At 67.3% G+C, this 22,603-nt stretch carries 23 protein-coding genes; 17 read left to right on the top strand and 6 right to left on the bottom strand.

Going from position 1 to position 22,603, the window contains the following annotated elements; translation table 11 throughout:
- The first annotated feature begins 6 nt into the window (after positions 1–6).
- The 4 genes from BLS66_RS11640 to BLS66_RS11625 all read left to right on the top strand — a co-directional run bounded on the left by BLS66_RS11640 (position 7) and on the right by BLS66_RS11625 (position 3,273).
- Positions 7–372, top strand: a complete 366-nt coding sequence (locus BLS66_RS11640; RefSeq protein WP_074725920.1) for a DUF6164 family protein — start codon at positions 7–9, stop codon at positions 370–372.
- 356 nt (positions 373–728) lie between these two features.
- Positions 729–1,496 (top strand): sulfurtransferase, encoded by a 768-nt coding sequence (locus BLS66_RS11635; protein WP_074725919.1) that lies wholly within the window; start codon positions 729–731, stop codon positions 1,494–1,496.
- A gap of 216 nt (positions 1,497–1,712) precedes the next feature.
- Positions 1,713–2,708, top strand: a complete 996-nt coding sequence (locus tag BLS66_RS11630) for an LLM class flavin-dependent oxidoreductase (RefSeq protein WP_074725918.1) — start codon at positions 1,713–1,715, stop codon at positions 2,706–2,708.
- A 67-nt stretch (positions 2,709–2,775) separates the two neighbouring features.
- The gene (locus BLS66_RS11625; RefSeq protein WP_014646688.1) at positions 2,776–3,273 is read left to right on the top strand and encodes a pyridoxamine 5'-phosphate oxidase family protein; all 498 of its coding nucleotides are present in this window, start codon (positions 2,776–2,778) and stop codon (positions 3,271–3,273) included.
- A gap of 561 nt (positions 3,274–3,834) precedes the next feature.
- Here the strand turns inward: BLS66_RS11625 and BLS66_RS11620 are convergent.
- Positions 3,835–4,494 carry an exopolysaccharide biosynthesis protein gene (locus BLS66_RS11620; protein ID WP_074725917.1) on the bottom strand — a complete coding sequence of 220 codons (660 nt, stop codon included), beginning with the start codon at positions 4,492–4,494 and terminating at the stop codon, positions 3,835–3,837.
- A complete protein-coding gene (locus tag BLS66_RS11615) occupies positions 4,478–5,782 on the bottom strand; it encodes a hemolysin family protein (RefSeq protein WP_032959200.1) in 1,305 nt (434 codons plus the stop codon). The genes BLS66_RS11620 and BLS66_RS11615 overlap by 17 nt, the downstream gene beginning before the upstream one ends.
- 292 nt (positions 5,783–6,074) lie before the next feature.
- On the opposite strand from BLS66_RS11615, the gene BLS66_RS11610 reads away from it, so the two are divergent.
- Together BLS66_RS11610 and BLS66_RS11605 are read left to right on the top strand one after the other, a co-directional pair.
- The gene (locus tag BLS66_RS11610; RefSeq protein ID WP_004152833.1) at positions 6,075–6,701 is read left to right on the top strand and encodes a DUF47 domain-containing protein; all 627 of its coding nucleotides are present in this window, start codon (positions 6,075–6,077) and stop codon (positions 6,699–6,701) included.
- 13 nt (positions 6,702–6,714) lie between these two features.
- On the top strand, positions 6,715–7,836 hold the full coding sequence (locus BLS66_RS11605) for an inorganic phosphate transporter (RefSeq protein ID WP_049464772.1): 1,122 nt from the start codon (positions 6,715–6,717) through the stop codon (positions 7,834–7,836).
- A 349-nt stretch (positions 7,837–8,185) separates the two neighbouring features.
- On the opposite strand, the gene BLS66_RS11600 is transcribed toward BLS66_RS11605, so the two are convergent.
- The 3 genes from BLS66_RS11600 to parE form a co-directional block, all read right to left on the bottom strand.
- Entirely contained in the window at positions 8,186–9,682 is a 1,497-nt protein-coding gene (locus BLS66_RS11600) for a S10 family peptidase (protein WP_074725916.1), read from the bottom strand.
- 110 nt (positions 9,683–9,792) lie between these two features.
- Positions 9,793–10,371: a GNAT family N-acetyltransferase gene (locus tag BLS66_RS11595; RefSeq protein ID WP_049464706.1), complete on the bottom strand. Its 579-nt coding sequence runs from the start codon at positions 10,369–10,371 to the stop codon at positions 9,793–9,795.
- Positions 10,372–10,566: 195 nt separating this feature from the next.
- Positions 10,567–12,456 carry a DNA topoisomerase IV subunit B gene (gene parE, locus BLS66_RS11590; RefSeq protein WP_049464702.1) on the bottom strand — a complete coding sequence of 630 codons (1,890 nt, stop codon included), beginning with the start codon at positions 12,454–12,456 and terminating at the stop codon, positions 10,567–10,569.
- Positions 12,457–12,616: 160 nt separating this feature from the next.
- On the opposite strand from parE, the gene BLS66_RS11585 reads away from it, so the two are divergent.
- The 9 genes from BLS66_RS11585 to truD all read left to right on the top strand — a co-directional run bounded on the left by BLS66_RS11585 (position 12,617) and on the right by truD (position 20,263).
- Positions 12,617–12,850, top strand: a complete 234-nt coding sequence (locus BLS66_RS11585) for a hypothetical protein (RefSeq protein WP_005416022.1) — start codon at positions 12,617–12,619, stop codon at positions 12,848–12,850.
- A gap of 397 nt (positions 12,851–13,247) precedes the next feature.
- Positions 13,248–14,912, top strand: coding sequence for a CTP synthase (gene pyrG, locus BLS66_RS11580; protein ID WP_053506902.1), 1,665 nt, complete (start codon positions 13,248–13,250; stop codon positions 14,910–14,912).
- Positions 14,913–15,001: 89 nt separating this feature from the next.
- Positions 15,002–15,832 carry a 3-deoxy-8-phosphooctulonate synthase gene (gene kdsA / locus BLS66_RS11575; RefSeq protein WP_053463431.1) on the top strand — a complete coding sequence of 277 codons (831 nt, stop codon included), beginning with the start codon at positions 15,002–15,004 and terminating at the stop codon, positions 15,830–15,832.
- Positions 15,829–16,176 (top strand): hypothetical protein, encoded by a 348-nt coding sequence (locus BLS66_RS11570; protein ID WP_074725915.1) that lies wholly within the window; start codon positions 15,829–15,831, stop codon positions 16,174–16,176. Before kdsA ends, BLS66_RS11570 begins: the two co-directional genes overlap by 4 nt.
- Positions 16,177–16,357: 181 nt before the next feature.
- Positions 16,358–17,650, top strand: coding sequence for a phosphopyruvate hydratase (gene eno / locus BLS66_RS11565; RefSeq protein WP_053442798.1), 1,293 nt, complete (start codon positions 16,358–16,360; stop codon positions 17,648–17,650).
- Positions 17,651–17,654: 4 nt separating this feature from the next.
- Positions 17,655–18,008 (top strand): cell division protein FtsB, encoded by a 354-nt coding sequence (gene ftsB / locus BLS66_RS11560; protein ID WP_053506901.1) that lies wholly within the window; start codon positions 17,655–17,657, stop codon positions 18,006–18,008.
- Positions 18,005–18,703 (top strand): 2-C-methyl-D-erythritol 4-phosphate cytidylyltransferase, encoded by a 699-nt coding sequence (gene ispD, locus BLS66_RS11555; RefSeq protein ID WP_074725914.1) that lies wholly within the window; start codon positions 18,005–18,007, stop codon positions 18,701–18,703. Before ftsB ends, ispD begins: the two co-directional genes overlap by 4 nt.
- 34 nt (positions 18,704–18,737) lie before the next feature.
- Positions 18,738–19,235, top strand: a complete 498-nt coding sequence (ispF, locus tag BLS66_RS11550) for a 2-C-methyl-D-erythritol 2,4-cyclodiphosphate synthase (RefSeq protein WP_049464687.1) — start codon at positions 18,738–18,740, stop codon at positions 19,233–19,235.
- Positions 19,232–20,263 (top strand): tRNA pseudouridine(13) synthase TruD, encoded by a 1,032-nt coding sequence (gene truD / locus BLS66_RS11545; RefSeq protein WP_049464685.1) that lies wholly within the window; start codon positions 19,232–19,234, stop codon positions 20,261–20,263. The genes ispF and truD overlap by 4 nt, the downstream gene beginning before the upstream one ends.
- 122 nt (positions 20,264–20,385) lie before the next feature.
- Here the strand turns inward: truD and BLS66_RS11540 are convergent, their stop codons facing one another.
- Complete coding sequence (locus tag BLS66_RS11540; protein WP_049464684.1) at positions 20,386–20,925, bottom strand: Smr/MutS family protein; 540 nt, start codon at positions 20,923–20,925, stop codon at positions 20,386–20,388.
- 209 nt (positions 20,926–21,134) lie between these two features.
- Between BLS66_RS11540 and surE the strand changes: the two genes are divergently transcribed.
- Positions 21,135–21,914: a 5'/3'-nucleotidase SurE gene (surE, locus tag BLS66_RS11535; protein ID WP_049464682.1), complete on the top strand. Its 780-nt coding sequence runs from the start codon at positions 21,135–21,137 to the stop codon at positions 21,912–21,914.
- Positions 21,911–22,588, top strand: a complete 678-nt coding sequence (locus BLS66_RS11530) for a protein-L-isoaspartate(D-aspartate) O-methyltransferase (protein ID WP_053507014.1) — start codon at positions 21,911–21,913, stop codon at positions 22,586–22,588. The genes surE and BLS66_RS11530 overlap by 4 nt, the downstream gene beginning before the upstream one ends.
- The last annotated feature ends 15 nt before the right edge of the window (positions 22,589–22,603 follow it).

Raw genomic sequence — 22,603 nt, 5'->3', positions numbered from 1 at the left:
GGCGGCATGGCAAAACTCCTGCTCAATCTGCGCAATGTCGGTGACGACGAATATGCCGATGTCTGCACGCTGCTCGACCAGCACGGCATCGCCTGGTATCGCACCGAACCCAGCCCCTGGGGCATTTCCAACGGTGGCCTGTGGCTGCGCGAGGACGCCGATCATCCGCGCGCGAAGGCGCTGATGGCCGAGTACCAGGCGGCGCGCGGCGTGCGCGTGCGGGCCGAGCGCGAGCAGGCGTTGCGTGATGGCACGGCGGAGACCTTCGGCAGCCTGTTCCGGCGGCGGCCGGTCTACGTGGTGCTGGTACTGCTGGGGATGGTGGCTGCGGCGGCGCTGATGCTGCTGCCGTTCGTGCTGTTGCGGGGGTAGAGCGTTCGGCCGGGTTGCACCCGGCACCCGCCGATGCAACGGCAACAGCAACAGCAGGCAATCCGTGGCGGGCAGGCGGTGTGGGCAGGCGGGACACGCCGTAAACCCCGCTCCGCGGTCCGGCCCAGCCGCTGGCGACTGTGCGTTCGGGCGCTTGCGAAGCAGTGCTTCGCAAGCAAAGCGCCCTCACCCTTGGGGGCTCGATGGCGCCATCCATGGCGCCAACGGTCCCGCCTGCCCACACCGCCCTGCCTCTGACAGGTTTCGGGTGCCTGCCGGGGCCGGATCCCTCTGCCGTGCAGAGGGCGCTGACCCCTGAATCTGTCTGTGCGGGCGGGAGGCGCTAAAATGGCGGGATGATCGCCAACACCGCTGCCTACCATTTCGCCGTCATCGACCACCCCCAGGCCCTGTGCGACCAGCTGCTGGCGTGTGCCCAGGCGGGCGGGTTGCGGGGCACGATCCTGGTGGCGGGCGAGGGACTGAACCTGTTCCTGGCCGGTGCACCGGACGCGGTCGAGGACTTCTACGCGGCGCTGCGCGCCGATGTGCGTTTCGCCGGTATGCGGGTCAAGACCAGCCTCAGCGAGCACCAGCCGTTCGCAAGGCTGAAGGCCAAGGTGAAGGACGAGATCATCAGCTTCCGTCGCGATGACGGCCAGCCGCTGGACTATCCGCGCGCACCGGCGGTCGCCCCGGCCACCGTGCAGCGCTGGCTGCGGCAGGGGCATGACGACGCCGGCAAGCCGGTGGTGATGCTCGATACCCGCAACCTGCAGGAAGTGGAGTACGGCACGTTCAAGGATGCGCTGGTGCTGCCCATCCACAAGTTCACCGAGCTGCCCGAGGCGCTGGCGCCGCACCGCGAAGCGTTGAAGGACAGCACGGTGGTCAGCTTCTGCACCGGTGGCATCCGCTGCGAGAAAGCGGCGCTGTGGATGGTCAACGACGGCATGGACAACGTCCTGCAGCTCGACGGCGGCATCCTGGGGTACTTCGAGGAGGTGGGCGGCGAGGGTTACGAAGGCCGCTGCTTCGTGTTCGACGAGCGCATTGCGCTGGATGCGGAACTGAAGCCGATGGTCGACCAGCCGTTGCCGGAGCCGCGCCCGAGCGCGTTCTGACTGCGCTCCGGTAGAGCCGGCCGCTGGCCGGCTGCCCTCTACCTGAATGCCGGCCAGCGGCCGGCACCACCAATCGCGCTTGTCGCGGATGAGGGCACCCGGATCGGCCCGGTCAGCGCCGAACCCGCGCCGCGGGAATCAGCATCCTGCCACCGGCACTGGCCGCTGCGCCCGGCCGACCCCATGCAGGGGGGATCCTGTGACGGAAAACCGCTGATGATCCCGTTGTCGATCCTTGACCTGGCCCCGGTCTGCGAGGGCAGTGACACCACCGCCGCCTTCGCCAACATGCTGGAACTGGCCCAGCATGCCGATGCGCTGGGCTACCGCCGCTACTGGCTGGCCGAACACCACAACATGCCGGGCATCGCCAGCGCGGCCACGGCCGTGCTGATCGGCCACGTCGCGGGCGGCACGCGGCGCATCCGCGTCGGTGCCGGCGGCATCATGCTTCCCAACCATGCGCCGCTGCAGGTGGCCGAGCAGTTCGGCACGCTGGCGTCGCTGTATCCGGACCGCATCGATCTCGGCCTCGGCCGTGCGCCGGGCACCGATCAGCCGACTGCGCGTGCACTGCGCCGCTACTTTGACAGCGCCGACCAGTTTCCGCAGGACGTGCGCGAGCTGCTGCACTACTTCGAGCCGGTACAGCCCGGGCAGGCGGTGCAGGCGGTTCCGGGCGGTGGCCTGCGGGTGCCGACCTGGATCCTGGGCTCCAGCCTGTTCGGCGCGCGCATGGCCGCCGCGATGGGCCTGCCCTATGCGTTCGCTTCGCACTTCGCGCCCGACGCCATGGACGAGGCGCTGGCGGTGTACCGCCGCGAGTTCCGCCCCTCAGCCACGTTGAAGCAGCCGCAAGCGATGCTGGCCCTGAATGTCGTCGCCAGTGACAGCGAGGCTGAATCGCGCCGCCTGTTCACCAGCCAGCAGCAGAGTTTCGTCAACCTGCGCCGCGGCCGGCCGGGCAAGATTCCGGCGCCGATCGACGACATTGAAGCGTTCTGGGAGCCGCACGAAAAGCTCGGCGTGGAGCGGGCCCTGGCCTGCACCGTGCTCGGCGATCCGCAGCAGGTGGCCGATGGCATCGCCGCGTTCGTTGAGCGGCACTCGCCGGACGAGCTGATGCTCACCGCCAACCTGTATGACCACCGCGCGCGCCTGCGTTCGTTCGAACTGGCGATGCAGGCCTGGCACGCCCGCCACGCGGGCTGAACAATGGCGTCACGGCCCGTTGCAGCCGCGACGGGTCTGATGGGGGCTCTACCCATTGGAGCCTCCCATGGCGGATACCCGCGCCGAACACATCGCCCAGCTGGCCGAACTGATCAAGGACGTGGAGGTGGCGATGTTCACCACCACCGGCGTCGACGGGCGGCTCTACAGCCGGCCGCTGGCCACCCAGCAGGTCACCTTCGACGGTGACCTGTGGTTCGTCATCACCGCCGACAGCCCGAAGGTTGCCGAGATCGCGCTTGATCCGCACGTCAACGTGGCCTATGCCTCGCCTTCGAAGAACACCTACGTCTCGGTGGCAGGGCGCGCGCGCATCGTTGACGACCGCGCGAAGATCGAGGAACTGTGGTCGCCGGCGATGAAGCTGTTCTTCCCCGGCGGCAAGGACGACCCGAACCTGCGCCTGATCCACGTGCGGGCCGATTCGGCCGAGTATTGGGATGGTCCGGGCACGCTGCTGGGCAAGGCGTTGAATTTCGTGCTGTCGGCGGTGCAGGACGAGCCGGCGCAACTGGCCGACAACGGCTTCATCGATCTTCGGTGATCACCGACGTCCGGTATTGGTAGTGCCGGCCGCTGGCCGGCAGACCTGGAAACGTGGCGGCCGGCCAGCGGCCGGTTCTACCGGGTTCCGGCTCAGAACCAGCGCTGGAACAGGTCCACCGTCGCGTCGAGCCAGTTGAACAGCCTCAGTCGGTGATGACCGATGTCCGGTACGGGTAGTGCCGGCCGCTGACCGGCAGACCTGGAAACGTGGCAGCCGGCCAGCGGCCGGCTCTACCGGGTTCCGGCTCGGAACCAGCGCTGGAACAGGTCCACCGTCGCGGCGATCCAGTTGAACAGCCTCAGTCGGTGATGATCGGTGTCCGGGTATTGGTAGTGCCGGCCGCTGGCCGGCAGACCTGGAAACGTGGCAGCCGGCCAGCGGCCGGCTCTACCGGGTTCCGGCTCGGAACCAGCGCTGGAACAGGTCCACCGTCGCGGCGATCCAGTTGAACAGCCTCAGTCGGTGATGCCCGTCGTCCCGTATTGGTAGTGCCGGCCGCTGGCCGGCAAACCTGGAAACGTGGCGGCCGGCCAGCGGCCGGTTCTACCGGGTTCCGGCTCAGAACCAGCGCTGGAACAGGTCCACCGTGTAACCCACCAGCTGCCCCGAACTGAAACCGAAGAAGGCGATCGCCGCCAACGCGGCGATCCAGTTGAACAGCATCAGCGCGCCATCGCGTTCCAGCAGCGCCAACGAAAACAGCAGCAGCTGGAAGCCGAACAGGAAGTTGGTGAAGGGAATCGGCAACGACAGCAGCAGGCCCAGCAGCACCAGCAGCAGGCCGCTGAAGGCGTGGGCGGGGAGAGGCGTCAGCAGCTGCGGCAGGCGTGGCCTCAGCATCCTGTCCAGGCGTCGCAGCGGCCGGTCGATGCGGTCCAGGAAACGGTGCATGGTGCCGCGCTTGGGCCCGCGGCGGGCGACGAAACCGGGCAGCCAGGGCCGTCGCAGGCAGAACAGCATCTGCAGGCCGATCAGGATCACCAGCGGGCCACTGACCGCGCCGCCCATGCCCGGGATCGGGATGAAGGACGGCAGGATCGCCACGAACAGGAACACGCCGAACGCGCTCTGCTGCAGGTTGCCGAGAATCTGGCCCAGCGGCATGTGCTCGGCCGGGTCGCCGGAGGCAAACATCTCCAGCAGGGTGCGGATGCCCTCGTTGCGGTAGGCCGGGCGCTCGCCGCCTGGACCCTGGCCGGCCTCAGGCGGTGAGCTCATCGGCCTGCTCGTCGGACAGCGTGCGCAGCAGCAGCTTGTCCACCCGCGCACCGTCCAGGTCGACCACTTCGAAGCGCCAGCCGGCCCAGTCGAAGTACTCGCCTGCGTGCGGGATGCGGCCGAAGTAGTGGATGCACATGCCGGCCAGGGTGTAGTAATCGCCGTCCTCGGCATCGGGCAGCTCGTTGCTGCCGATCAGCTCGCGTAGGTCTTCGATCGGCAGCGAGCCATCCACCAGCAGCGAACCGTCCTCGCGGGTCACCACCAGCGCGTCTTCATCGGCATTCTCCACCGCCTGCAGGCGGCCGACGACGGCGCCCATCAGGTCGCTGATGGTCACCAGGCCCTGGATCTCGCCGTACTCGTCCACCACCAGCGCCATCGACTGCTGTTCCTCGCGGAAGATCTCCAGCAGCTTCATCGCATGGGTCGATTCGGAGACGTACAGCGGTTCGCGCAGGGTCTGGAACAGCGCGTTGTCGCCGCGCGCCATGCGCGTGGCCAGCGACTTCAGTTCAAGCACGCCGACCACGTCCATGTCGTTGTCGCGGTACACCGGGTACCGCGAGAACTCGTGCTCGGCCATGATTTCCAGGTTGCGCTCCAGCCCGGCCTGGGTGTCCAGCCAGGCAATGCGGTTGCGCGGGGTCATCAGGCTGTCGGCGGTGCGGTCACCCAGGCGCATGACACGGTTCATCATGTCGCGCTCGTGGGCGTCGATCACGCCGGCTTCATGGCTCTCGGCCACGAGCATGCGGATCTCTTCTTCAGTCACCGAGGCGACTTCATCCTTGCCCAGGCCGAACAGGCGCAGCACCAGCTGGGTGGTCTTGGACAGCAGCCAGACGAAGGGCAGGGCCAGCTTGGCCAACCAGCTCATCGGCATCGCGACCAGGCCGGCAATCGCCTCTGAGCGGGTCAGCGCCAGGCGCTTGGGCACCAGTTCGCCGAAGATCAGCGTGATGAAGGTGATCAGGCTGACGGCCAGTGCGGTACCGATGTTGCCCGCGTACGCAAACCCCGGCATCAGCCCCTGGATCCAGCCGGCGAAGGCCTCGCCCAGCGCCTCACCGCCGAGGTAGCCGGTCAGCACGCCGATCACGGTGATGCCGATCTGCACGGTGGACAGGAAGCTCTCCGGCTTCTCCGACAGCTCCAGCGCCTTGGCCGCGCGCTTGGAGGTGGCAGCCATCTGCTTCAGGCGACTCTTGCGCGAGGTCATGACCGACATCTCGGACATGGCGAAGAAGCCGTTCAGCAGAACAAGCGCGAAGACAATCAGGATCATTTCAAACACGGGCGTCGTCCCCGGTTGGTGGCAGGGAGGGCGGGTGCTTGCGATGGCGGCAGGCGCTCAGGAACGGGGTCCGGCGCGGCGCAGGGGGATAAGGGTCGTCGTCCATAAGGTGCGCCCGAAGGCGCGCTGGCATCTTAGCAAAGGGGCGTGGCAGGGTGGCAACCGCCTGTTCAGGTTGGGGGTTCCGGCGCCCCGAAAGGGGGCGGGGATACCCGTGATGGTCATCTAGCCGTCATAATTCCGTCTGGTGCCGTCCTTCCCGCGACGGCTGACAGGTTTCTCAATGTTCTCTCTGCAGACCATTTTCGGTTCCGGCAAACAGTTCTACACCCTGCTCGATGAGGCTGCCGTCGCGGCTTCCGACGCCGCCAAGGCACTGCATTCCATGCTGCGCGAGGCCGATCGCCAGCCCGCGCTGGACGCCTTCAAGCTGGCCCGCCTGCGCGAACGCGCCGCCTCGGACAAGATCAGCCAGGCGCTGGTGGACAGCTTCATGACCCCGATCGAGCGCGAAGACATCGAAGCGCTGGGCTCGGCGCTGTACAAGATTCCGAAGCAGATCGAGAAGTTCGCCGATCGCTATTCGCTGGCCACGACCCACCTGGAGCACATCGACTTCGCGCCGCGCGCGGCGATGCTGGAACAGGCCGCCGGCGTGGTGGTGGAGATGGTGGCAGACCTGCGCCACATGAACTTGGACCGGATGACCGCGCTTAACGAGAAGCTGCGCTCGCTGGAGAACGAGGCCGACCGCCTGATGCTCGAGCTGTACCGCGACATCTATTCGGGCCGCCTGGACAACCTGCAGATGTTCCTGCTGAAGGAATTCTTCGAGATCCTGGAAAAGGCCATCGACCGCTGCCGCGAGGCCGGCGTGGTGGCGTACCAGATCGTGTTGAAGAACAGCTGACGGACGCCGCCGCATGTTGACCCTTGTCCTGGTGGTGATCCTGGCCGCGCTCGTCTTCGAGTTCATCAACGGCTTCCACGACACTGCCAACTCCATTGCCACCGTGGTGGCGACCAAGGTGCTCTCGCCCGGCTGGGCGGTGATGCTGGCCGCCTTCATGAACCTCATCGGTGCGCTGACCGGCACCGCGGTGGCGTTGACCATCGCCTCGGGCCTGCTCAACACCAACGTGGTCGAGGTCACCCCGCAGGTGATCCTGTGCGCCCTGCTGGGCGGCATCATCTGGAACCTGATCACCTGGTGGAAGGGCCTGCCGTCCTCGTCCTCGCACGCGCTGATCGGTGGCCTCTGCGGTGCCGGCCTGGCCGCGGCCCACAACAACTGGGACGCGCTGATCTGGTCCGAGCGCCTGGGCAGCTGGGCGCAGAACAAGGGCCTGCTGTGGAAGGTGTTCGTGCCGATGATCACCTCGCCGATCGCCGGTTTCCTGCTCGGCATCGTGGTGATGGTGCTGCTGTGGGCGCTGATTGCCGGCCTGGCCAAGGTCGGTGGCGCCATCGGCCGCCTGGCCCGTCCGCGCATCGTCAACGCGTTCTTCGGCAAGGCGCAGATCGCGTCGGCGGCCTACATGGGCTTTGCCCACGGCCACAACGACGCCCAGAAGACGATGGGCATCATCGCCATGACCCTGATCGGTGCCGAAGCCACCGGCGCACTGGATGACCTGCCGTCCTGGCTGGCCTTCATGCACCCGGACGCGCATGCCGGTGACGGCATCGCGATGTGGATCGTGCTGACCTGTGCGGTGGTGATGGCGGCCGGTACCGCTTCGGGCGGCTGGAAGATCATCAAGACCCTGGGCCACAAGATGGTCAAGCTGCACCCGATCCACGGTTTCGCCGCGGAGACCAGCTCGGCCACCATCCTGACCCTGGCGGCCCACTTCGGCATGCCGGTCTCGACCACGCACAGCATCTCCACCGCGATCATGGGCGTCGGTTTCGCCAAGAACCCGCGTTCGCTGAAGTTCGGCGTGATCGAGCGCATCGTCTGGGCCTGGATCCTGACCATCCCGGCGGCCGGCGGCTGCGCCTACCTGATCCTGAAGCTGTTCGAGCTGTTCGGCTGGACCTGATGCCCGCAGCCCTGGGGTCAGAGCCCTTCCCCTGAGGAAAGGGATCTGACCCCGACAATCGAAAAAGCCCGCCGGATTCCGGCGGGCTTTTTTCATGGTCGATCATTCTTCGGTATCCAGCGTGCCGACCAACGGTCGGCACCAACAGCAGCAGGAACCTGTCAGCGGCGGGGTGGGGTGGATAGGCAGGACCGTTGGCGCCATGGATGGCGCCATCGAGCCCCCATGGACGGGTTTACGGCGTGCCCTGCCTATCCACCCCGCCTCGCAAGCCCTCACGAAGCCAGCTTTGCCGTTGATCTTGCCGTTGCTGTCAGCGGGTGCCGGGCCACAGGCCCGGCCGAACCCCTCAATTCCGTTGGAACAGGGCCTGCACATCCTTGCGGAACGCCGCCTGGCTGTCGGCACGGCTGTAGAACATGTGCCCGCCCGGATAGCTGCGCACCTGCACCCGGTCCGGATTGCTGCCCATCGTCGGCATCTGGTCCACGGTCAGGATCGATCCCATGAACGGGCACGACAGGTCGTTCCAGCCATGCACGATCAGCACCTGCAGGTGCGGGTCGATCGCCACTGCCTGGCGCAGCTGGGTCACCGCGCCCTGGCGCAGTTCGCCATTGCGGTCCCACAGCCGGTTCACGTCGTAGTTCAGCGCCTGGTAGCGCGCATCTACTTTCCAGCCGACCACGCGTGTCACGAAGTCGACCATCGCCGTGGTGGTCGGCGCGATGATGCTGTCCAGTAGCGGATCGTTGGCGCGCTGTTCCGGATCATTCGGGAATGGGTCGAACGCGGTCACGTTGGAGTCGTAGCGGCTGCCCAGCGTGCCCTTGTCGCGGAACACCTCGCGCAGGTAGGCCTGCGTTTCCAGGCGGCCACCGGCACGGCGCACGAACTGCGGGTCCAGCCCGGTCAGCTCGGTCACCCGGCGCAGCATCGCCTCGGTTGCCTGCGGATCGCTGCGGCCCTTCATCAATGCGGTGGCGTAGTCGCCACGGGTGTACTCCACCACCTCACGCATCGCCGCATCGGTCAACCTGCCCTGGCGCTCCAGGTGCGCGGCAGCGATCGACGGCAGCGTCTGCATCCACGCCATCGGCGAGACGTCGGCGTTGTCTTCCAGGGTCGGGCTCAGGTAGGGCGAAACCAGCACCAGGCCGTTCATCGCCACGCCCAGCCGGGTCTGCAGGAAGTGGGTGATGCGCGGGCCACGGTAGCCACCGTAGCTCTCGCCGGTCAGGTACTTGCGCGATGCCATGCGCTGGTTGCGCAGCAGCCAGTCGTAGATCGAGCGCGACAGGTATTCGATGTCGGCGGCAGGGTTGTACAGCTGCTTTTTCGCTTCCTCGTCGCCAATGCGCGCGCGGCTGAAGCCGGTGCCGACCGGATCGATGAACACCAGATCGGTGAAGTCCAGCCAGGTACCCGGGTTGTCGTGCAGGGTCGCCGGCGCCGACGCGCTGTCACCCTCGGAGCCGAAGGTCACCACCTTGGGTCCGATCGCGCCCATGTTGAGGTACACCGACGACGCGCCGGGACCGCCGTTGAGCGCGAAGGTCACCGGCCGGTCCTTGCCCGGCATCGTATAGGCGGTGAACACCACATCGGCGATCACCTTGCCCTTGGCATCGCGCACCGGCAGGGTGCCGACGGTGGCGGTGTAGTCGAGCGTGCGGCCTGCCAGGCGCATGCTCTGGCGGGCCGAGGCATCGGCGGGCAGCGCAGGCGCTTCGGTCTTCTCGTCTTTCGGGTCGGGCTTGGGGTCGGCGTCGGGCGCCGCCAGCACGCTGGCAGGGGCGACGAGCAGGCCGACGCAGAGCGCGGCAGTGAGCAGCAGGGACTTCATGGCACCGGATCGGCAGCGGAAGGGGATTCCGATGCTAGGCCGGTGGCAGCCCATGCCGTATGTGTCCAAAGGCATGGCGTGGCGTTGCGGCCACGACTGGCCAGATTGGGTCAAGCCGGCAGGGTGGCGGCCGCTTCGTCATCGGCCAGCAGGCCATAGACGGCCGAGTCGGCCAGTTCTCCCTGGATCCGCCAGCGCTGGCGCAGCACGCCTTCGCGATGGAAGCCGAGGCGTTCGAGCACGTGCGCGGATGGCGCATTGCGCGGATCGATCTCGGCTTCCACCCGATGCAGGTGCAGGGTGCGGAACAGGTAGGCCAGCACCTGTTGCAGGGCCTCGTGCATGTAGCCCTGTCCCTGCCGATCAGGCGACAGCAGGTAGCCGATCTCGGCGCGCGCTGCATCGCGGTCCACCGCGAACACCACGCAGATGCCCAGCAGCGGACCCTCCAGCGATTCACGCACCGCCAGCTTCAGCTGGCTGCCGATGGCTTGGGCGGCCAGATCATCGTCGATCTGCGCGCGTGCTTCGGCCTGGCGTGTCCAGGCCGGATGGTTCCACCAGCGCATCACGTCGGGGTTGGACTGCAGCGTGAACAGCGCGGCGGCGTCGTCACGGCGGATCGGGCTCAGGACCAGCCGTGCACTGTGCAGCGGCAGGCCGGGGAACAGCAGCGAGTGGCTGGCCAATACGATGGTCCACACGGGTGGACGCGCATTATGGCGCTGCCGGGTTTGCCGATGGGGGCGTAATGCCAAGGGCGCATGAACCGGTAGTGCCGGCCGCTGGCCGGCCGTCGAGGTTGCCGGCCAGCGGCCGGCACTACCGGGCAACCGGGTCAGAGCCGTTTCCTGTCAGGAAACGGATCCGACCCCACGCCGGTATCAGACTTCCAGGGAGGCGAGGTCGCCCTTCGACTCCAGCCAGCCCTTGCGGTCGGAGGCACGCTTCTTGGCCAGCAGCATGTCCATCAGCGAGCGGGTCTGTTCGCCATCGTCCACCGTCAGCTGCACCAGGCGGCGCGTATCCGGGTGGATGGTCGACTCGCGCAGCTGGTTCGGGTTCATCTCGCCCAGGCCCTTGAAGCGGGTGACGTTGACCGCGCCCTTGATCTTCTCGCGCTCGATCTTGTCCAGCATCGAACGCTTTTCTTCCTCGTCCAGGGCGTAGAACACCTGCTTGCCCACATCGATGCGGAACAGCGGCGGCATCGCCACGAACACGTGGCCGGCATCGACCAGCGCCGGGAAGTGCTTCAGGAACAGCGCGGTCAGCAGGGTTGCGATGTGCAGGCCGTCGGAGTCCGCGTCGGCCAGGATCACCACCTTGCCGTAGCGCAGGCCGGTGATGTCGTCCTTGCCCGGGTCGCAGCCGATGGCCACGGCCAGGTTGTGCACTTCTTCCGAGGCCAGCACGCTGTTGGACGAGACTTCCCAGGTATTGAGGATCTTGCCGCGCAGCGGCAGGATCGCCTGGAAGTCCTTGTCGCGCGCCTGCTTGGCACTGCCACCTGCCGAGTCACCCTCGACCAGGAACAGCTCGGTGCGGGACAGGTCCTGGCTGATGCAGTCAGCCAGCTTGCCGGGCAGGGCCGGGCCCTGGGTGACCTTCTTGCGGACGACCAGCTTCTCGGTCTTCAGGCGTGCACTGGCGCGCTCGATGGCGATCTGCGCGATCTTCTCGCCCAGTTCCACGTTCTGGTTCAGCAGCAGGCTGAAGGCGTCGTGGGCGGCGCCCTCGACAAAGCCGGCCGCCTGGCGCGAGGACAGGCGTTCCTTGGTCTGGCCGCTGAACTGCGGGTCGGTCATCTTCAGCGACAGCACGAACGACACGCGGTCCCACACGTCCTCCGGGGCCAGCTTGACGCCGCGCGGCAGCAGGTTGCGGAAGTCGCAGAACTCGCGCAGCGCCTCGGTCAGGCCGGTACGCAGGCCGTTGACATGGGTGCCATGCTGGGCGGTGGGGATCAGGTTGACGTAGCTTTCCTGCACCAGCTCGCCTTCCGGCAGCCACGCCACGGCCCAGTCCACCACCTCGGTGTCCTTCTTGAGGTTGCCGACAAACAGGTCGGCCGGCAGCGATTCGCGTTCGCCCAGTTCCAGCTTCAGGTAATCGCGCAGGCCGTCCTCGTAGTACCAGGTATCGACTTCACCGGTGGCTTCGTCGGTCAGCTTCACGGTCAGGCCCGGGCACAGCACGGCCTTGGCGCGCAGCAGGTGCTTCAACGCGCGCACCGCGAACTTCGGCGTATCGAAGTACTTCGGGTCCGGCCAGAAGCGCACGCGGGTACCGGTGTTCTTCTTGCCGACGCTGCCGACCACTTCAAGCGGCGTGGCGCGATCGCCGTTGCGGAAGGTGATGCGGTGCTCGGCGCCTTCGCGCTTGATGTGCACCTCCACCAGGGTCGACAGCGCGTTGACCACGCTGACGCCGACGCCGTGCAGGCCGCCGGAGAAGGTGTAGTTGTTGTTGCTGAACTTGCCGCCGGCATGCAGGCGGGTGAGGATCAGCTCGACGCCGGGGATCTTCTCTTCCGGATGGATGTCCACCGGCATGCCGCGGCCGTCATCGCTGACCTCCACGCTGCCGTCCTTGTACAGGGTGATCTCGATCGAGCGGGCGTGGCCGGCGAGGGCCTCGTCCACCGAGTTGTCGATCACTTCCTGCGCCAGGTGGTTCGGGCGCGCGGTGTCGGTGTACATGCCGGGACGGCGCTTGACCGGGTCAAGGCCGGACAGGACTTCAATATCGGCGGCGTTATAGCGGGCGTTCATCTATGTTCTAAAGCGCGGAGCGACGCGCAAGTGTGCGGTCTGGACGGCGATTTTGCACGCCTGCGGTTCAGCCTCGATGGCGGGGAGGGGGTAAAATGACAGCCGCTGGATTCTGAACGCCGGCGCCCGCACATCCCAGCCATACCGCGAGGAGGACTCCATGAAGAAGTTGCTGACCATTGCGATCCTGGCCGCTGCCGCCGTTGCAGTGCCGCTGGTGGTGGCGCAGAACGCCGGCCAGCCGGCCCCCCAGCAGGGTGACCAGGCCGACAAGGCGCAGGCCGAGGCCGACGCCAAGGCCAAGCGCCGTGCCCAGGCCAATGCCGAAATGAAGGCGCAGGGCCAGCCGGCCCCGCAGCAGGAAGAGGAAGAGGAAGCGCGCAAGAAGCGCTGATCCCGCAGCCTGCCAGACGCCCTTGCGACAAGGGCTGCGCTCCGGAACGCCCCGCCCAGCGGGGCGTTTCTTTTGAGGAACGTGGCGTCTGCCCCTTGGGTTGGCGGCCATCAATCTGTAAACTATGGCTTTCCGGGAGTAAGTGCGTGTCCACCCTTTGCGAATGGGCTGGCACGGCCAAGCGTGGCCGCCAGCAATGCGGGTCGCAGGTGACGGTCGATGTGGCCGGCACGGCCGCCCCGACCTCGCACGGTGGTCCCCGTCCGGCGCTTGCCGTGCGGATCCGCAACTCCCTCGCTGTTCCAGCGAACCGGAAAACCCCCTCTGAGCACCATGCCCGCCCTCCGGCGGCGCGTGGCGCTGCCGTTTTCCATTTCCAGACAGGATGCTTGCAGCCATGACTCCCTTGATTTTCGTAACCGGCGGCGTGGTGTCCTCGCTCGGCAAAGGCATTGCCGCCGCGTCGCTGGCCGCCATTCTCGAAGCCCGTGGCCTGAAGGTCACGATGATGAAGCTCGACCCGTACATCAACGTGGACCCGGGCACGATGAGTCCGTTCCAGCACGGCGAGGTCTATGTCACCGACGACGGTGCCGAGACCGACCTCGACCTGGGCCACTATGAGCGCTTCGTGCGTACCCGCCTGAGCCGCAAGAACTCGGTCACCACCGGTCGCATCTACGAGAACGTGATCCGCAAGGAGCGTCGTGGTGATTACCTCGGCGCGACCGTGCAGGTCATTCCGCACATCACCGACGAGATCCGCCGCTGCATCGATGAGGCCACCGAGGGCTACGACGTCGCGCTGGTCGAGATCGGCGGTACCGTCGGCGACATCGAGTCGCTGCCGTTCCTGGAAGCGATCCGCCAGGTGCGCACCGAGCGCGGCCCGGAGAAGGCGCTGTTCATGCACCTCACCCTGGTGCCGTACATCGGCGCCGCGGGTGAGCTGAAGACCAAGCCGACCCAGCATTCGGTGAAGGAACTGCGCTCGATCGGCATCCAGCCGGACGTGCTGCTGTGCCGCTCCGAACAGACCGTGCCGGATTCGGAGCGCCGCAAGATCGCCCAGTTCACCAACGTCTCCGAGCGCGCGGTGATCAGCGTGCCGGACGTCGACGTGCTGTATCGCATTCCGTCGGGCCTGCACGCGCAGGGCCTGGACGAGATCGTGGTCAACCAGCTGAAGCTGGCTGACAAGGCCGGTCCGGTCGATCTGTCGATGTGGGAGGACGCAGTCGATGCGACCCTGCATCCGCTGGATGAAGTCACCATCGCCGTGGTCGGCAAGTACGTGGATCACCAGGATGCCTACAAGTCGGTCGGCGAAGCACTGAAGCACGGCGGCCTGCGCCAGCGCACCAAGGTCAACCTGAAGTGGCTGGAAGCACAGGATCTGGAAGGCACCGACATGGCCGCACTGGCCGATGTCGACGGCATCCTGGTGCCGGGCGGCTTCGGTGACCGTGGTTTCGAAGGCAAGGTGCTGACCTCGAAGTTCGCCCGCGAGCAGCACGTGCCGTACTTCGGCATCTGCTACGGCATGCAGGCGGCCGTCGTCGATTACGCGCGCAACGTGGTCGGCCTGGAAGGCGCCAACAGTACCGAGAACGACCGCCAGTCGCCGAACCCGGTGATCGGCCTGATCACCGAATGGCGCACCGCCAGCGGCGATGTCGAGAAGCGTGACGACAAGAGCGATCTTGGCGGCACCATGCGCCTTGGCCTGCAGGAGCAGCGCCTGAAGCCGGGCACGCTGGCCCGTGAGCTGTACGGCAAGGACGTGGTCGCCGAGCGCCATCGCCACCGCTACGAGTTCAACAACCGCTACCGCACCCAGCTGGAAGATGCGGGGCTGGTGATCGCTGGCAAGTCGATGGATGACACGCTGGTGGAAGTGGTCGAATTGCCGCGCGATACCCATCCGTGGTTCCTGGCCTGCCAGGCGCACCCGGAATTCCTGTCCACGCCGCGTGACGGCCATCCGCTGTTCATCGGTTTCATCCGTGCCGCGCGCGAGCGCAAGGCGGGCGGCAAGCTGCTTTCCGAAGCGCGCGCCTGACTTGTGAATGGGGGCTTCGGCCCCCATCCTGCATGCTTAAACCCCCAGCGCACCGGCCCGGCCGGTGCCGCGGACAACAAGGAAACGCCATGAAACTGTGTGGATTCGAGGTCGGGCTGGACCAGCCCCTGTTCCTGATCGCCGGACCCTGCGTGATCGAGTCGATGCAGCTGCAGCTCGATACCGCCGGCAAGCTGAAGGAAATCACCGACAAGCTCGGCGTCAACTTCATCTTCAAGTCCAGCTTCGACAAGGCCAACCGCACCTCGGGCACCGCGTTCCGCGGCCCGGGCATGGAAGAGGGCCTGAAGGTCCTGGGCGAGGTCAGGAAGCAGATCGGCGTGCCGGTGCTGACCGACGTCCACGAATACACCCCGATGGACGAAGTGGCCTCGGTGGTGGATGTGCTGCAGACCCCGGCGTTCCTGGTCCGCCAGACCGACTTCATCCGCAAGGTGTGCTCGGCCGGCAAGCCGGTCAACATCAAGAAGGGCCAGTTCCTGGCGCCGTGGGACATGAAGCCGGTCGTGGAGAAGGCCAAGGCCACCGGCAACGAGCAGATCATGGTCTGCGAGCGCGGTGCCAGCTTCGGCTACAACAACCTGGTCAGTGACATGCGCTCGCTGGCGGTGATGCGCGATACCGGTTGCCCGGTGGTGTTCGATGCCACCCATTCGGTGCAGCTGCCGGGCGGGCAGGGCACCAGTTCCGGTGGCCAGCGCGAGCACGTGCCGGTGCTGGCGCGCGCTGCAGTGGCAGTGGGCATCTCCGGCCTGTTCGCCGAGACCCATCCGGATCCGTCCAAGGCCCTGTCCGATGGCCCCAATGCGTGGCCGCTGGACCAGATGGAAGCACTGCTCGAGACCCTGATGGAGCTCGACGCGGTCACCAAGAAGCACGGCTTCTCGCGCTTTGCGTGAGCCGTGACCCGTGGCTGGCGCTGGAAAGCCAGCGTCAGCGCCGGCACTGGAGGCAGTGGCCGTGGGGCCTGATCGCGCTGGGCCTGGCCGTGCTGTTCACCGCGGGCATGTTCGGGCTGGTGCTGATCGGCGCCGCGTCCGTGCGCCCGCCGGGTGATGGTGGCAGCGGCTTCAACCTGCGCGCCTGCTTCATCGCGCTGCTGATCGGGGAGTTGGTGGCGGCCGTGGGCTGCATCGCTGCCGCCGGACTGGCGTGGCGCCTGAACCGTGGCAAGGTGGCGGCCGGCCTGGCGATCATCCTGCTCTCGCTGTGGCTCGGCGCCCTGTTCTCCGGGCTGCTCTGATGAATGCGACCCTGGCAAGGCGTGATCGGCCCGGGGTCTGATCGCGCCGGCGCTGGCGGCGCGTTGCTGGGCCAGTCTGGCCTGACGGCGCCCGCGCCATTTGGCAAGTGGCGGGCAGCCGGGGATAATCACGCGGCATTCGTTTTGTCGCCCCCTCTCCAGACAGGTAACCGGCCCGACCATGAGTACGATCCGCAGCATCCACGCCCGTGAAATCCTCGACAGCCGTGGCAACCCCACGCTGGAAGCCGAAGTCATCCTGGAGGACGGATCGTTCGGTCGCGCCGCGGTTCCCTCCGGCGCCTCGACCGGCACCAAGGAAGCGGTCGAGCTGCGTGACGGCGACAAGACCCGTTACCTGGGCAAGGGCGTGCGCAAGGCCGTCGACAACGTCAACACCACGATTGCCGCCGCGCTGAAGGGCTTCGAAGCCACCGACCAGGCCGGCCTCGACCGTCGACTGATCGATCTGGACGGCACCGAGAACAAGGGTCGGCTGGGCGCCAACGCACTGCTGGGTGTTTCGATGGCCGCCGCGCACGCCGCTGCCGCGTCGAACAAGCAGGCGCTGTGGCAGTACCTGGCGGCCAAGACCGGGGTGACCCCGTCGCTGCCGGTGCCGATGATGAACATCATCAACGGCGGCGCGCATGCCGACAACAACGTCGACTTCCAGGAGTTCATGGTGCTGCCGGTCGGCTTCACCTCGTTCTCCGAAGCGCTGCGTGCCGGTACCGAAATCTTCCATTCGCTGAAGTCGGTGCTGAAGGGCCACGGCCTGAGCACGGCGGTGGGCGACGAGGGCGGTTTCGCGCCGGACTTCCGCAGCAACGTCGAAGCACTCGACACCATCCTCGAAGCGATCGGCAAGGCCGGCTACACCGCCGGTGAAGACGTGCTGCTGGGCCTGGACGTGGCCTCCAGCGAGTTCTTCGAGAACGGCAAGTACAACCTGGTCGGCGAGAACAAGCGCCTGACCTCCGAGCAGTTCGTCGACTTCCTCGCCGACTGGGCCGCGCAGTACCCGATCATCACGATCGAAGATGGCCTGGCCGAGAATGACTGGGCCGGCTGGAAGCTGCTGACCGACCGCATCGGCAAGAAGGTGCAGCTGGTCGGTGACGACCTGTTCGTGACCAACCCGAAGATCTTCCAGGAAGGCATCGATTCGGGCACCGCCAACGCGATCCTGATCAAGGTCAACCAGATCGGCACGCTCAGCGAAACCCTGGAAGCGATCGCCATGGCCGACCGCGCCGGCTATGCCGCCGTGGTCTCGCACCGCTCGGGCGAAACCGAAGACACCACCATCGCCGACATCGCCGTGGCCACCACCGCCACCCAGATCAAGACCGGTTCGCTGTGCCGCAGCGATCGCGTGGCCAAGTACAACCAGCTGCTGCGCATCGAGGAAGCCCTCGGCGCCGGCGCGCGTTACGCCGGTCGTGACGCGTTCGTTTCGCTGAAGCGCTGAGCCGATGCGCGACTGGCGCTGGATGCTGCTGGTGCTGGCCCTGTTGCTGGGCTGGCTGCAGTACCGCTTCTGGTTCGGTCCGGGCAATTCGGGCGAAGTGATGATGCTCGAAGCCCAGGTCGCCAACCAGGAGCGGGACAATGAGGGCCTGCAGCAGCGCAACGACGCGCTGGCTGCCGAAGTGAAGGACCTCAAGGAAGGCCAGTCCGCCATCGAGGAGCGCGCGCGCAGCGAGCTGGGCATGATCAAGCCCGGCGAGAAGTTCTACCGCGTGGTCGAGGATGCGCCGGTCGCTCCGGCGCAGCCTGCTGCAGGGGCCAACGCGCCGGCGGGCGAACACCCGGCGGATGTGCCATGAGCGCGGCGATCTGGGTGGTGGTTCCGGCCGCAGGCCGCGGCACCCGCTTCGGCGCGCCGCTGCCCAAGCAGTACCTGCAGGCGGGCGGGCAGATCCTGCTTGCCCATACCCTGGACGCCCTGCTGGCGCACCCGGCCGTGGCCGGGGCAATGGTGGTGATCGGCCAGGACGATGCGGACTGGCCCGGCTGGAATGAGTGGGCCGGCAAGCCGGTACGGACCTGCATCGGTGGCGCAACCCGTGCCGCCTCGGTGCTGGCCGGGCTGCAGGCGCTGCCGGATTCGGTGCGCGCCGATGAGTTCGTGCTGGTCCATGATGCGGCCCGGCCCAACCTGTCGCTGGCCGACCTTGGCCGCCTGCTTGAAGTCGGTCGTGCCGACCCGGTCGGGGCGATCCTGGCCGCACCGGTGCGCGACACCCTCAAGCGCGCCGGCGACGACGGTGGCATCGATGGCACCGAGCCGCGCGAGCGCCTGTGGCGTGCATTGACGCCGCAGCTGTTCCGCCGCCACCAGCTCAGCCGCGCGCTGTCCGAAGCCGCTGCCGCCGGTGTCGAAGTCACCGACGAGGCCATGGCCATGGAGCGCCAGGGCCAGCGCCCGCTGCTGGTGGAAGGCAGCGAGGACAACTTCAAGGTCACCACTCCGGCCGATCTCGACCGGTTCGAATTCGTACTTTCCCGCCGCGCCGGCTGACCGCCCGCGCGGCCCTGCTGCAAGGGTTGCATCCATGAGCACCGCACCGTTCCCGCCCGTCCGCATCGGCCAGGGCTACGACGTCCATGCCTTCGGTGAGGGCGATCACATCATGCTCGGTGGGGTAAACGTGCCGCACAGCTGCGGCGTGCTCGCGCACAGCGACGGCGACGTGATCCTGCATGCCCTGTGCGACGCGATGCTCGGTGCGCTGGCGCTGGGTGACATCGGCCAGCACTTCCCGCCGAGTGACGACCGCTGGAAGGGTGCCGACAGCAGTGACTTCGTGCGCCACTGCGACGGCCTGCTGCGCGAGCGGGGCTGGCGCGTCGGCAACACCGACATCACGGTGATCTGCGAGCGTCCGAAGGTCGGCCCGCATGCGCTGGCCATGCGCGAGCGCATCGGCGGCCTGCTGCAGCTGCCGCTGGATGCGGTCAGCGTCAAGGCCACCACGTCGGAGAAGCTCGGTTTCACCGGCCGTGGCGAAGGCATCGCCGCACAGGCGGTCGTGTTGCTGGTGGCGGCATGATCCCGCTGCCGTTGGCATTTGGTGCGCCGTTGCTGTCGGCTCGCATCCGCACCACGCCGGAGGATTTCCAGGTGGACGAGTTGCCGGCGTTCGAGGCCACCGGCGAAGGCGAGCACCTGCTGCTGCACATCCGCAAGCGCGGTGCCAACACCGTGCATGTGGCCAAGCGGCTGGCCACGTGGGCGGGCCTGCCGGAGATGGCTGTGAGCTATGCCGGCATGAAGGATCGCAACGCGGTCACCACCCAGCGTTTCAGCGTGCACCTGCCCAAGCGCATCGCACCGGACCTGGCCGGTTTGGCCAGCGACGAGATCGAGGTGCTCGACGCGACCTGGCACAACCGCAAGCTGCAGCGCGGCGCACTGGCCGGCAACCGCTTCAGGCTGGTGCTGCGCGAGGTGCGGGGTGATGCCGCCGCAATCAGCGAACGCCTGCAGCAGATTGCCGAACGCGGCCTGCCGAACTGGTTCGGCGAACAGCGCTTCGGGCGCGATGGCGGCAACGTGCCAGCGGCACTGGCGATGTTCGGTGGTCGCCGCATGCGCAAGGACCAGCGTTCGCTGTTGCTGTCGGCTGCCCGTTCGGCGCTGTTCAACCGCGTGCTCGCCGCGCGCGTGGAGCAGGGCAACTGGGATCAGCCGCTGCAGGGTGAAGTGTGGATGCTCGACGGCAGCCGCAGCGTGTTCGGTCCCGAGCCGTACACCGATGTGCTGGCCGAGCGACTGGCGCGTTTCGACATCCATCCCAGCGCGCCGCTGTGGGGCGAGGGCGAGCTGCGCAGCGCCGATGCCGCACGCGCGCTGGAGCTGGCCGCGCTGGACGACGACGAATCGAAGGCGCTGCGGGCCGGCCTGGAAGAGGCGCGGTTGAAGCAGGAACGGCGCGCGCTGCGCCTGCGCCCGGCATTGCTGCAGCATCAGTGGCTGGCCAGTGATGTACTTGAACTCTCGTTCGCGCTGCCGCCGGGCTGCTACGCCACTGCCGTACTGCACGAACTCGGCCCCGTCGAAGACGCGTCGCAGGCCTGAGCAGGGCGCGCGGTAGAGTCGACTGTCAGTCGACTTGCGCGCGCAGCGCGGGGTATTCGCTTGCCGCTGGAAGAGCAGTCGACTGACAGTCGACTCTACCTGGACACACGGCGTCCCTTTTTTCAGCGCCGTGCCAGCAGCACCAGTACCGCGCCGGTCCCGCCTTGGCCGGTCGGCGCCGAATGGAACGCCAGCACGTCGTTGCGCAGCCGCAGCAGGCGGTCGACCAGGTTCTTCAGCACCGGCGCGCCGCCGTCGGACTGCAGTCCCTTCCCATGGATGATGCGCACGCAGCCATACTCATGGGCATGCGCTTCGAGCAGGAACTGGCGCAGCAGGGCTTCGGCCTGCGCGGCGGTGGCACCGTGCAGGTCCAGCTCGTCCTGCACCGAGTACTGGCCGCGCTTGAGGCGCTGGAACAGGCGCGGCGGCAGGTTGTCGCGGCGATAGCTGGCCACGTCGCCAGCTTCCAGCGGAGTACTGTCGCGCAGCAGCCGGGCGAACTCGCCGGCTGCCTCGGCCTCGTCACGTTCGGCCATCCGCGCGCGTGGTTTCGGCCGGGGCGCGGCAGGCGCCGGCTCGGCATCCTTGCGCAGCGGCGTCACTGCGCCGATGGCCGCACGGAACAGCGCGGCGGGATCTTCGTCTTCAGGGTGCGACATGCGCACAGGGTAAACCGCCGGCGCAGGTCTGCCTATGACGGTTCGATGCCGGTCGTGACCGCCGGCAGGGTAGGACCGGCGGCCCGCATGCGGCACAATAGACGATGCCCTTGCAGGGTCGACGGCTTCCGCAGGGGAGCGCGACGGTCCCGCCCACACTGCACGGTGACGGAATCGAATTCTTGGAAAATCAAGCGGTTAAATCGAAGATGCGAATCCTGGTCAGCAATGACGATGGCGTCGACGCCGCAGGCATCCGGATGCTTGCCTCGGTGCTGCGCGAGGCTGGACACGAAGTCACGGTGGTCGCGCCCGACCGCGACCGCTCCGGTGCCAGCAATTCGCTGACCCTGGACCTGCCGATCCGGCTCAAGCGCATCGACCATTACACCGTTTCGGTGGCAGGTACACCGACCGACTGCGTGCATCTGGCGTTGACCGGCCTGCTTGAGTTCGAGCCCGACATTGTCGTGTCCGGCATCAACAATGTCGCCAATCTCGGCGACGACGTGATCTATTCCGGCACCGTCTCGGCAGCGATGGAAGGTCGCTTCCTTGGACTGCCCGCCGTGGCGGTGTCGCTGGTCAGCCGCAACCACGATCCGAAGCACTACGAAACCGCGGCGCGCGCGGCGGTGGAGATCGTCACCCGGCTCAAGGCCGATCCGCTGCCGGCCGACACCATCCTCAATGTCAACGTGCCGGACCTGCCGTGGAGCGAGGTGAAGGGCTTCGAGGTCACCCGTCTCGGCAACCGGCACCGCGCCGAGGGCTGCATCGCGCAGAAGGATCCGCGCGGCAACGAGGTGTACTGGATCGGCCCGGCCGGCCGCGAGCAGGACTCCGGCCCCGGTACCGACTTCCACGCCGTGCGCACCGGCCATATCTCGATCACGCCGATCCAGGTGGACCTGACCCGCTACCAGGCCCTGGAAAAGGTGGCCAGCTGGGTCGGCGGCCTCAGCGCCGCGCTGGACCAGCCGGCATGAGTCCGCGCCTGCGACTGCAGCCGGAGGCCGTGGGTATCGGCATGACCTCGCAGCGCGTGCGTGACCGCCTGGTCGACCGCCTGCGCGAGGCCGGCATCGCCGATGAGTCCACCTTGAATGCGATCCGCGTGGTGCCGCGCCATCTGTTCATTGATGAAGCGCTGGCGTCGCGTGCCTATGAGGACACCGCGCTGCCGATCGGCCACGGGCAGACGATCTCGCAGCCCTGGGTGGTTGCGCGGATGACCGAGGCGGTCCTCCAGGTCGCGCCGAAGCGGGTGCTGGAAGTCGGCACCGGTTCCGGCTACCAGGCCGCCATCCTCGGCGCGCTGGGCCTGGAGGTCTACACCGTGGAACGGATCGGCGACCTGCTGCGCCAGGCGCGCAAGCGCTTCCGTGCGTTGGGCATGAACATCCGCACCAAGCATGACGACGGCCGCGCTGGCTGGGCCGAGCACGGTCCGTTCGATGCCATCGTGGTCACTGCCGCGGCGCCGGCGCTGGTCGACGAACTGGTCGGGCAGCTGGCCGAAGGCGGGCGTCTGGTCGCACCGGTCGGTGGCCCGGGCGGGCAGTCGCTGGTGCAGCTGGACCGCAAACCCGATGGCAGCATCGAACAACGCGTGCTGGCGCCGGTCACGTTCGTGCCGCTGCTGTCTGGCATGCTCGACTAATCCACGGAGCAGGGT

Source organism: Stenotrophomonas pavanii (assembly GCF_900101175.1).
Taxonomy (GTDB): domain Bacteria; phylum Pseudomonadota; class Gammaproteobacteria; order Xanthomonadales; family Xanthomonadaceae; genus Stenotrophomonas; species Stenotrophomonas pavanii.
The sequence above is the reverse complement of the archived record's forward strand: the minus strand, read 5'-3'. Positions and strand labels throughout refer to the sequence as shown.

Bases quoted from the DNA above. Each gene is read 5' to 3' on its own strand.
- BLS66_RS11640 (WP_074725920.1), top strand. From the start codon at position 7: ATGGCAAAACTCCTGCTCAATCTGCGCAATGTCGGTGACGACGAATAT.
- BLS66_RS11635 (WP_074725919.1), top strand. From the start codon at position 729: ATGATCGCCAACACCGCTGCCTACCATTTCGCCGTCATCGACCACCCC.
- BLS66_RS11630 (WP_074725918.1), top strand. From the start codon at position 1,713: ATGATCCCGTTGTCGATCCTTGACCTGGCCCCGGTCTGCGAGGGCAGT.
- BLS66_RS11625 (WP_014646688.1), top strand. From the start codon at position 2,776: ATGGCGGATACCCGCGCCGAACACATCGCCCAGCTGGCCGAACTGATC.
- BLS66_RS11620 (WP_074725917.1), bottom strand. From the start codon at position 4,494: ATGAGCTCACCGCCTGAGGCCGGCCAGGGTCCAGGCGGCGAGCGCCCG.
- BLS66_RS11615 (WP_032959200.1), bottom strand. From the start codon at position 5,782: ATGATCCTGATTGTCTTCGCGCTTGTTCTGCTGAACGGCTTCTTCGCC.
- BLS66_RS11610 (WP_004152833.1), top strand. From the start codon at position 6,075: ATGTTCTCTCTGCAGACCATTTTCGGTTCCGGCAAACAGTTCTACACC.
- BLS66_RS11605 (WP_049464772.1), top strand. From the start codon at position 6,715: ATGTTGACCCTTGTCCTGGTGGTGATCCTGGCCGCGCTCGTCTTCGAG.
- BLS66_RS11600 (WP_074725916.1), bottom strand. From the start codon at position 9,682: ATGAAGTCCCTGCTGCTCACTGCCGCGCTCTGCGTCGGCCTGCTCGTC.
- parE (WP_049464702.1), bottom strand. From the start codon at position 12,456: ATGAACGCCCGCTATAACGCCGCCGATATTGAAGTCCTGTCCGGCCTT.
- BLS66_RS11585 (WP_005416022.1), top strand. From the start codon at position 12,617: ATGAAGAAGTTGCTGACCATTGCGATCCTGGCCGCTGCCGCCGTTGCA.
- pyrG (WP_053506902.1), top strand. From the start codon at position 13,248: ATGACTCCCTTGATTTTCGTAACCGGCGGCGTGGTGTCCTCGCTCGGC.
- kdsA (WP_053463431.1), top strand. From the start codon at position 15,002: ATGAAACTGTGTGGATTCGAGGTCGGGCTGGACCAGCCCCTGTTCCTG.
- eno (WP_053442798.1), top strand. From the start codon at position 16,358: ATGAGTACGATCCGCAGCATCCACGCCCGTGAAATCCTCGACAGCCGT.
- ftsB (WP_053506901.1), top strand. From the start codon at position 17,655: ATGCGCGACTGGCGCTGGATGCTGCTGGTGCTGGCCCTGTTGCTGGGC.
- ispD (WP_074725914.1), top strand. From the start codon at position 18,005: ATGAGCGCGGCGATCTGGGTGGTGGTTCCGGCCGCAGGCCGCGGCACC.
- ispF (WP_049464687.1), top strand. From the start codon at position 18,738: ATGAGCACCGCACCGTTCCCGCCCGTCCGCATCGGCCAGGGCTACGAC.
- truD (WP_049464685.1), top strand. From the start codon at position 19,232: ATGATCCCGCTGCCGTTGGCATTTGGTGCGCCGTTGCTGTCGGCTCGC.
- BLS66_RS11540 (WP_049464684.1), bottom strand. From the start codon at position 20,925: ATGTCGCACCCTGAAGACGAAGATCCCGCCGCGCTGTTCCGTGCGGCC.
- surE (WP_049464682.1), top strand. From the start codon at position 21,135: ATGCGAATCCTGGTCAGCAATGACGATGGCGTCGACGCCGCAGGCATC.
- BLS66_RS11530 (WP_053507014.1), top strand. From the start codon at position 21,911: ATGAGTCCGCGCCTGCGACTGCAGCCGGAGGCCGTGGGTATCGGCATG.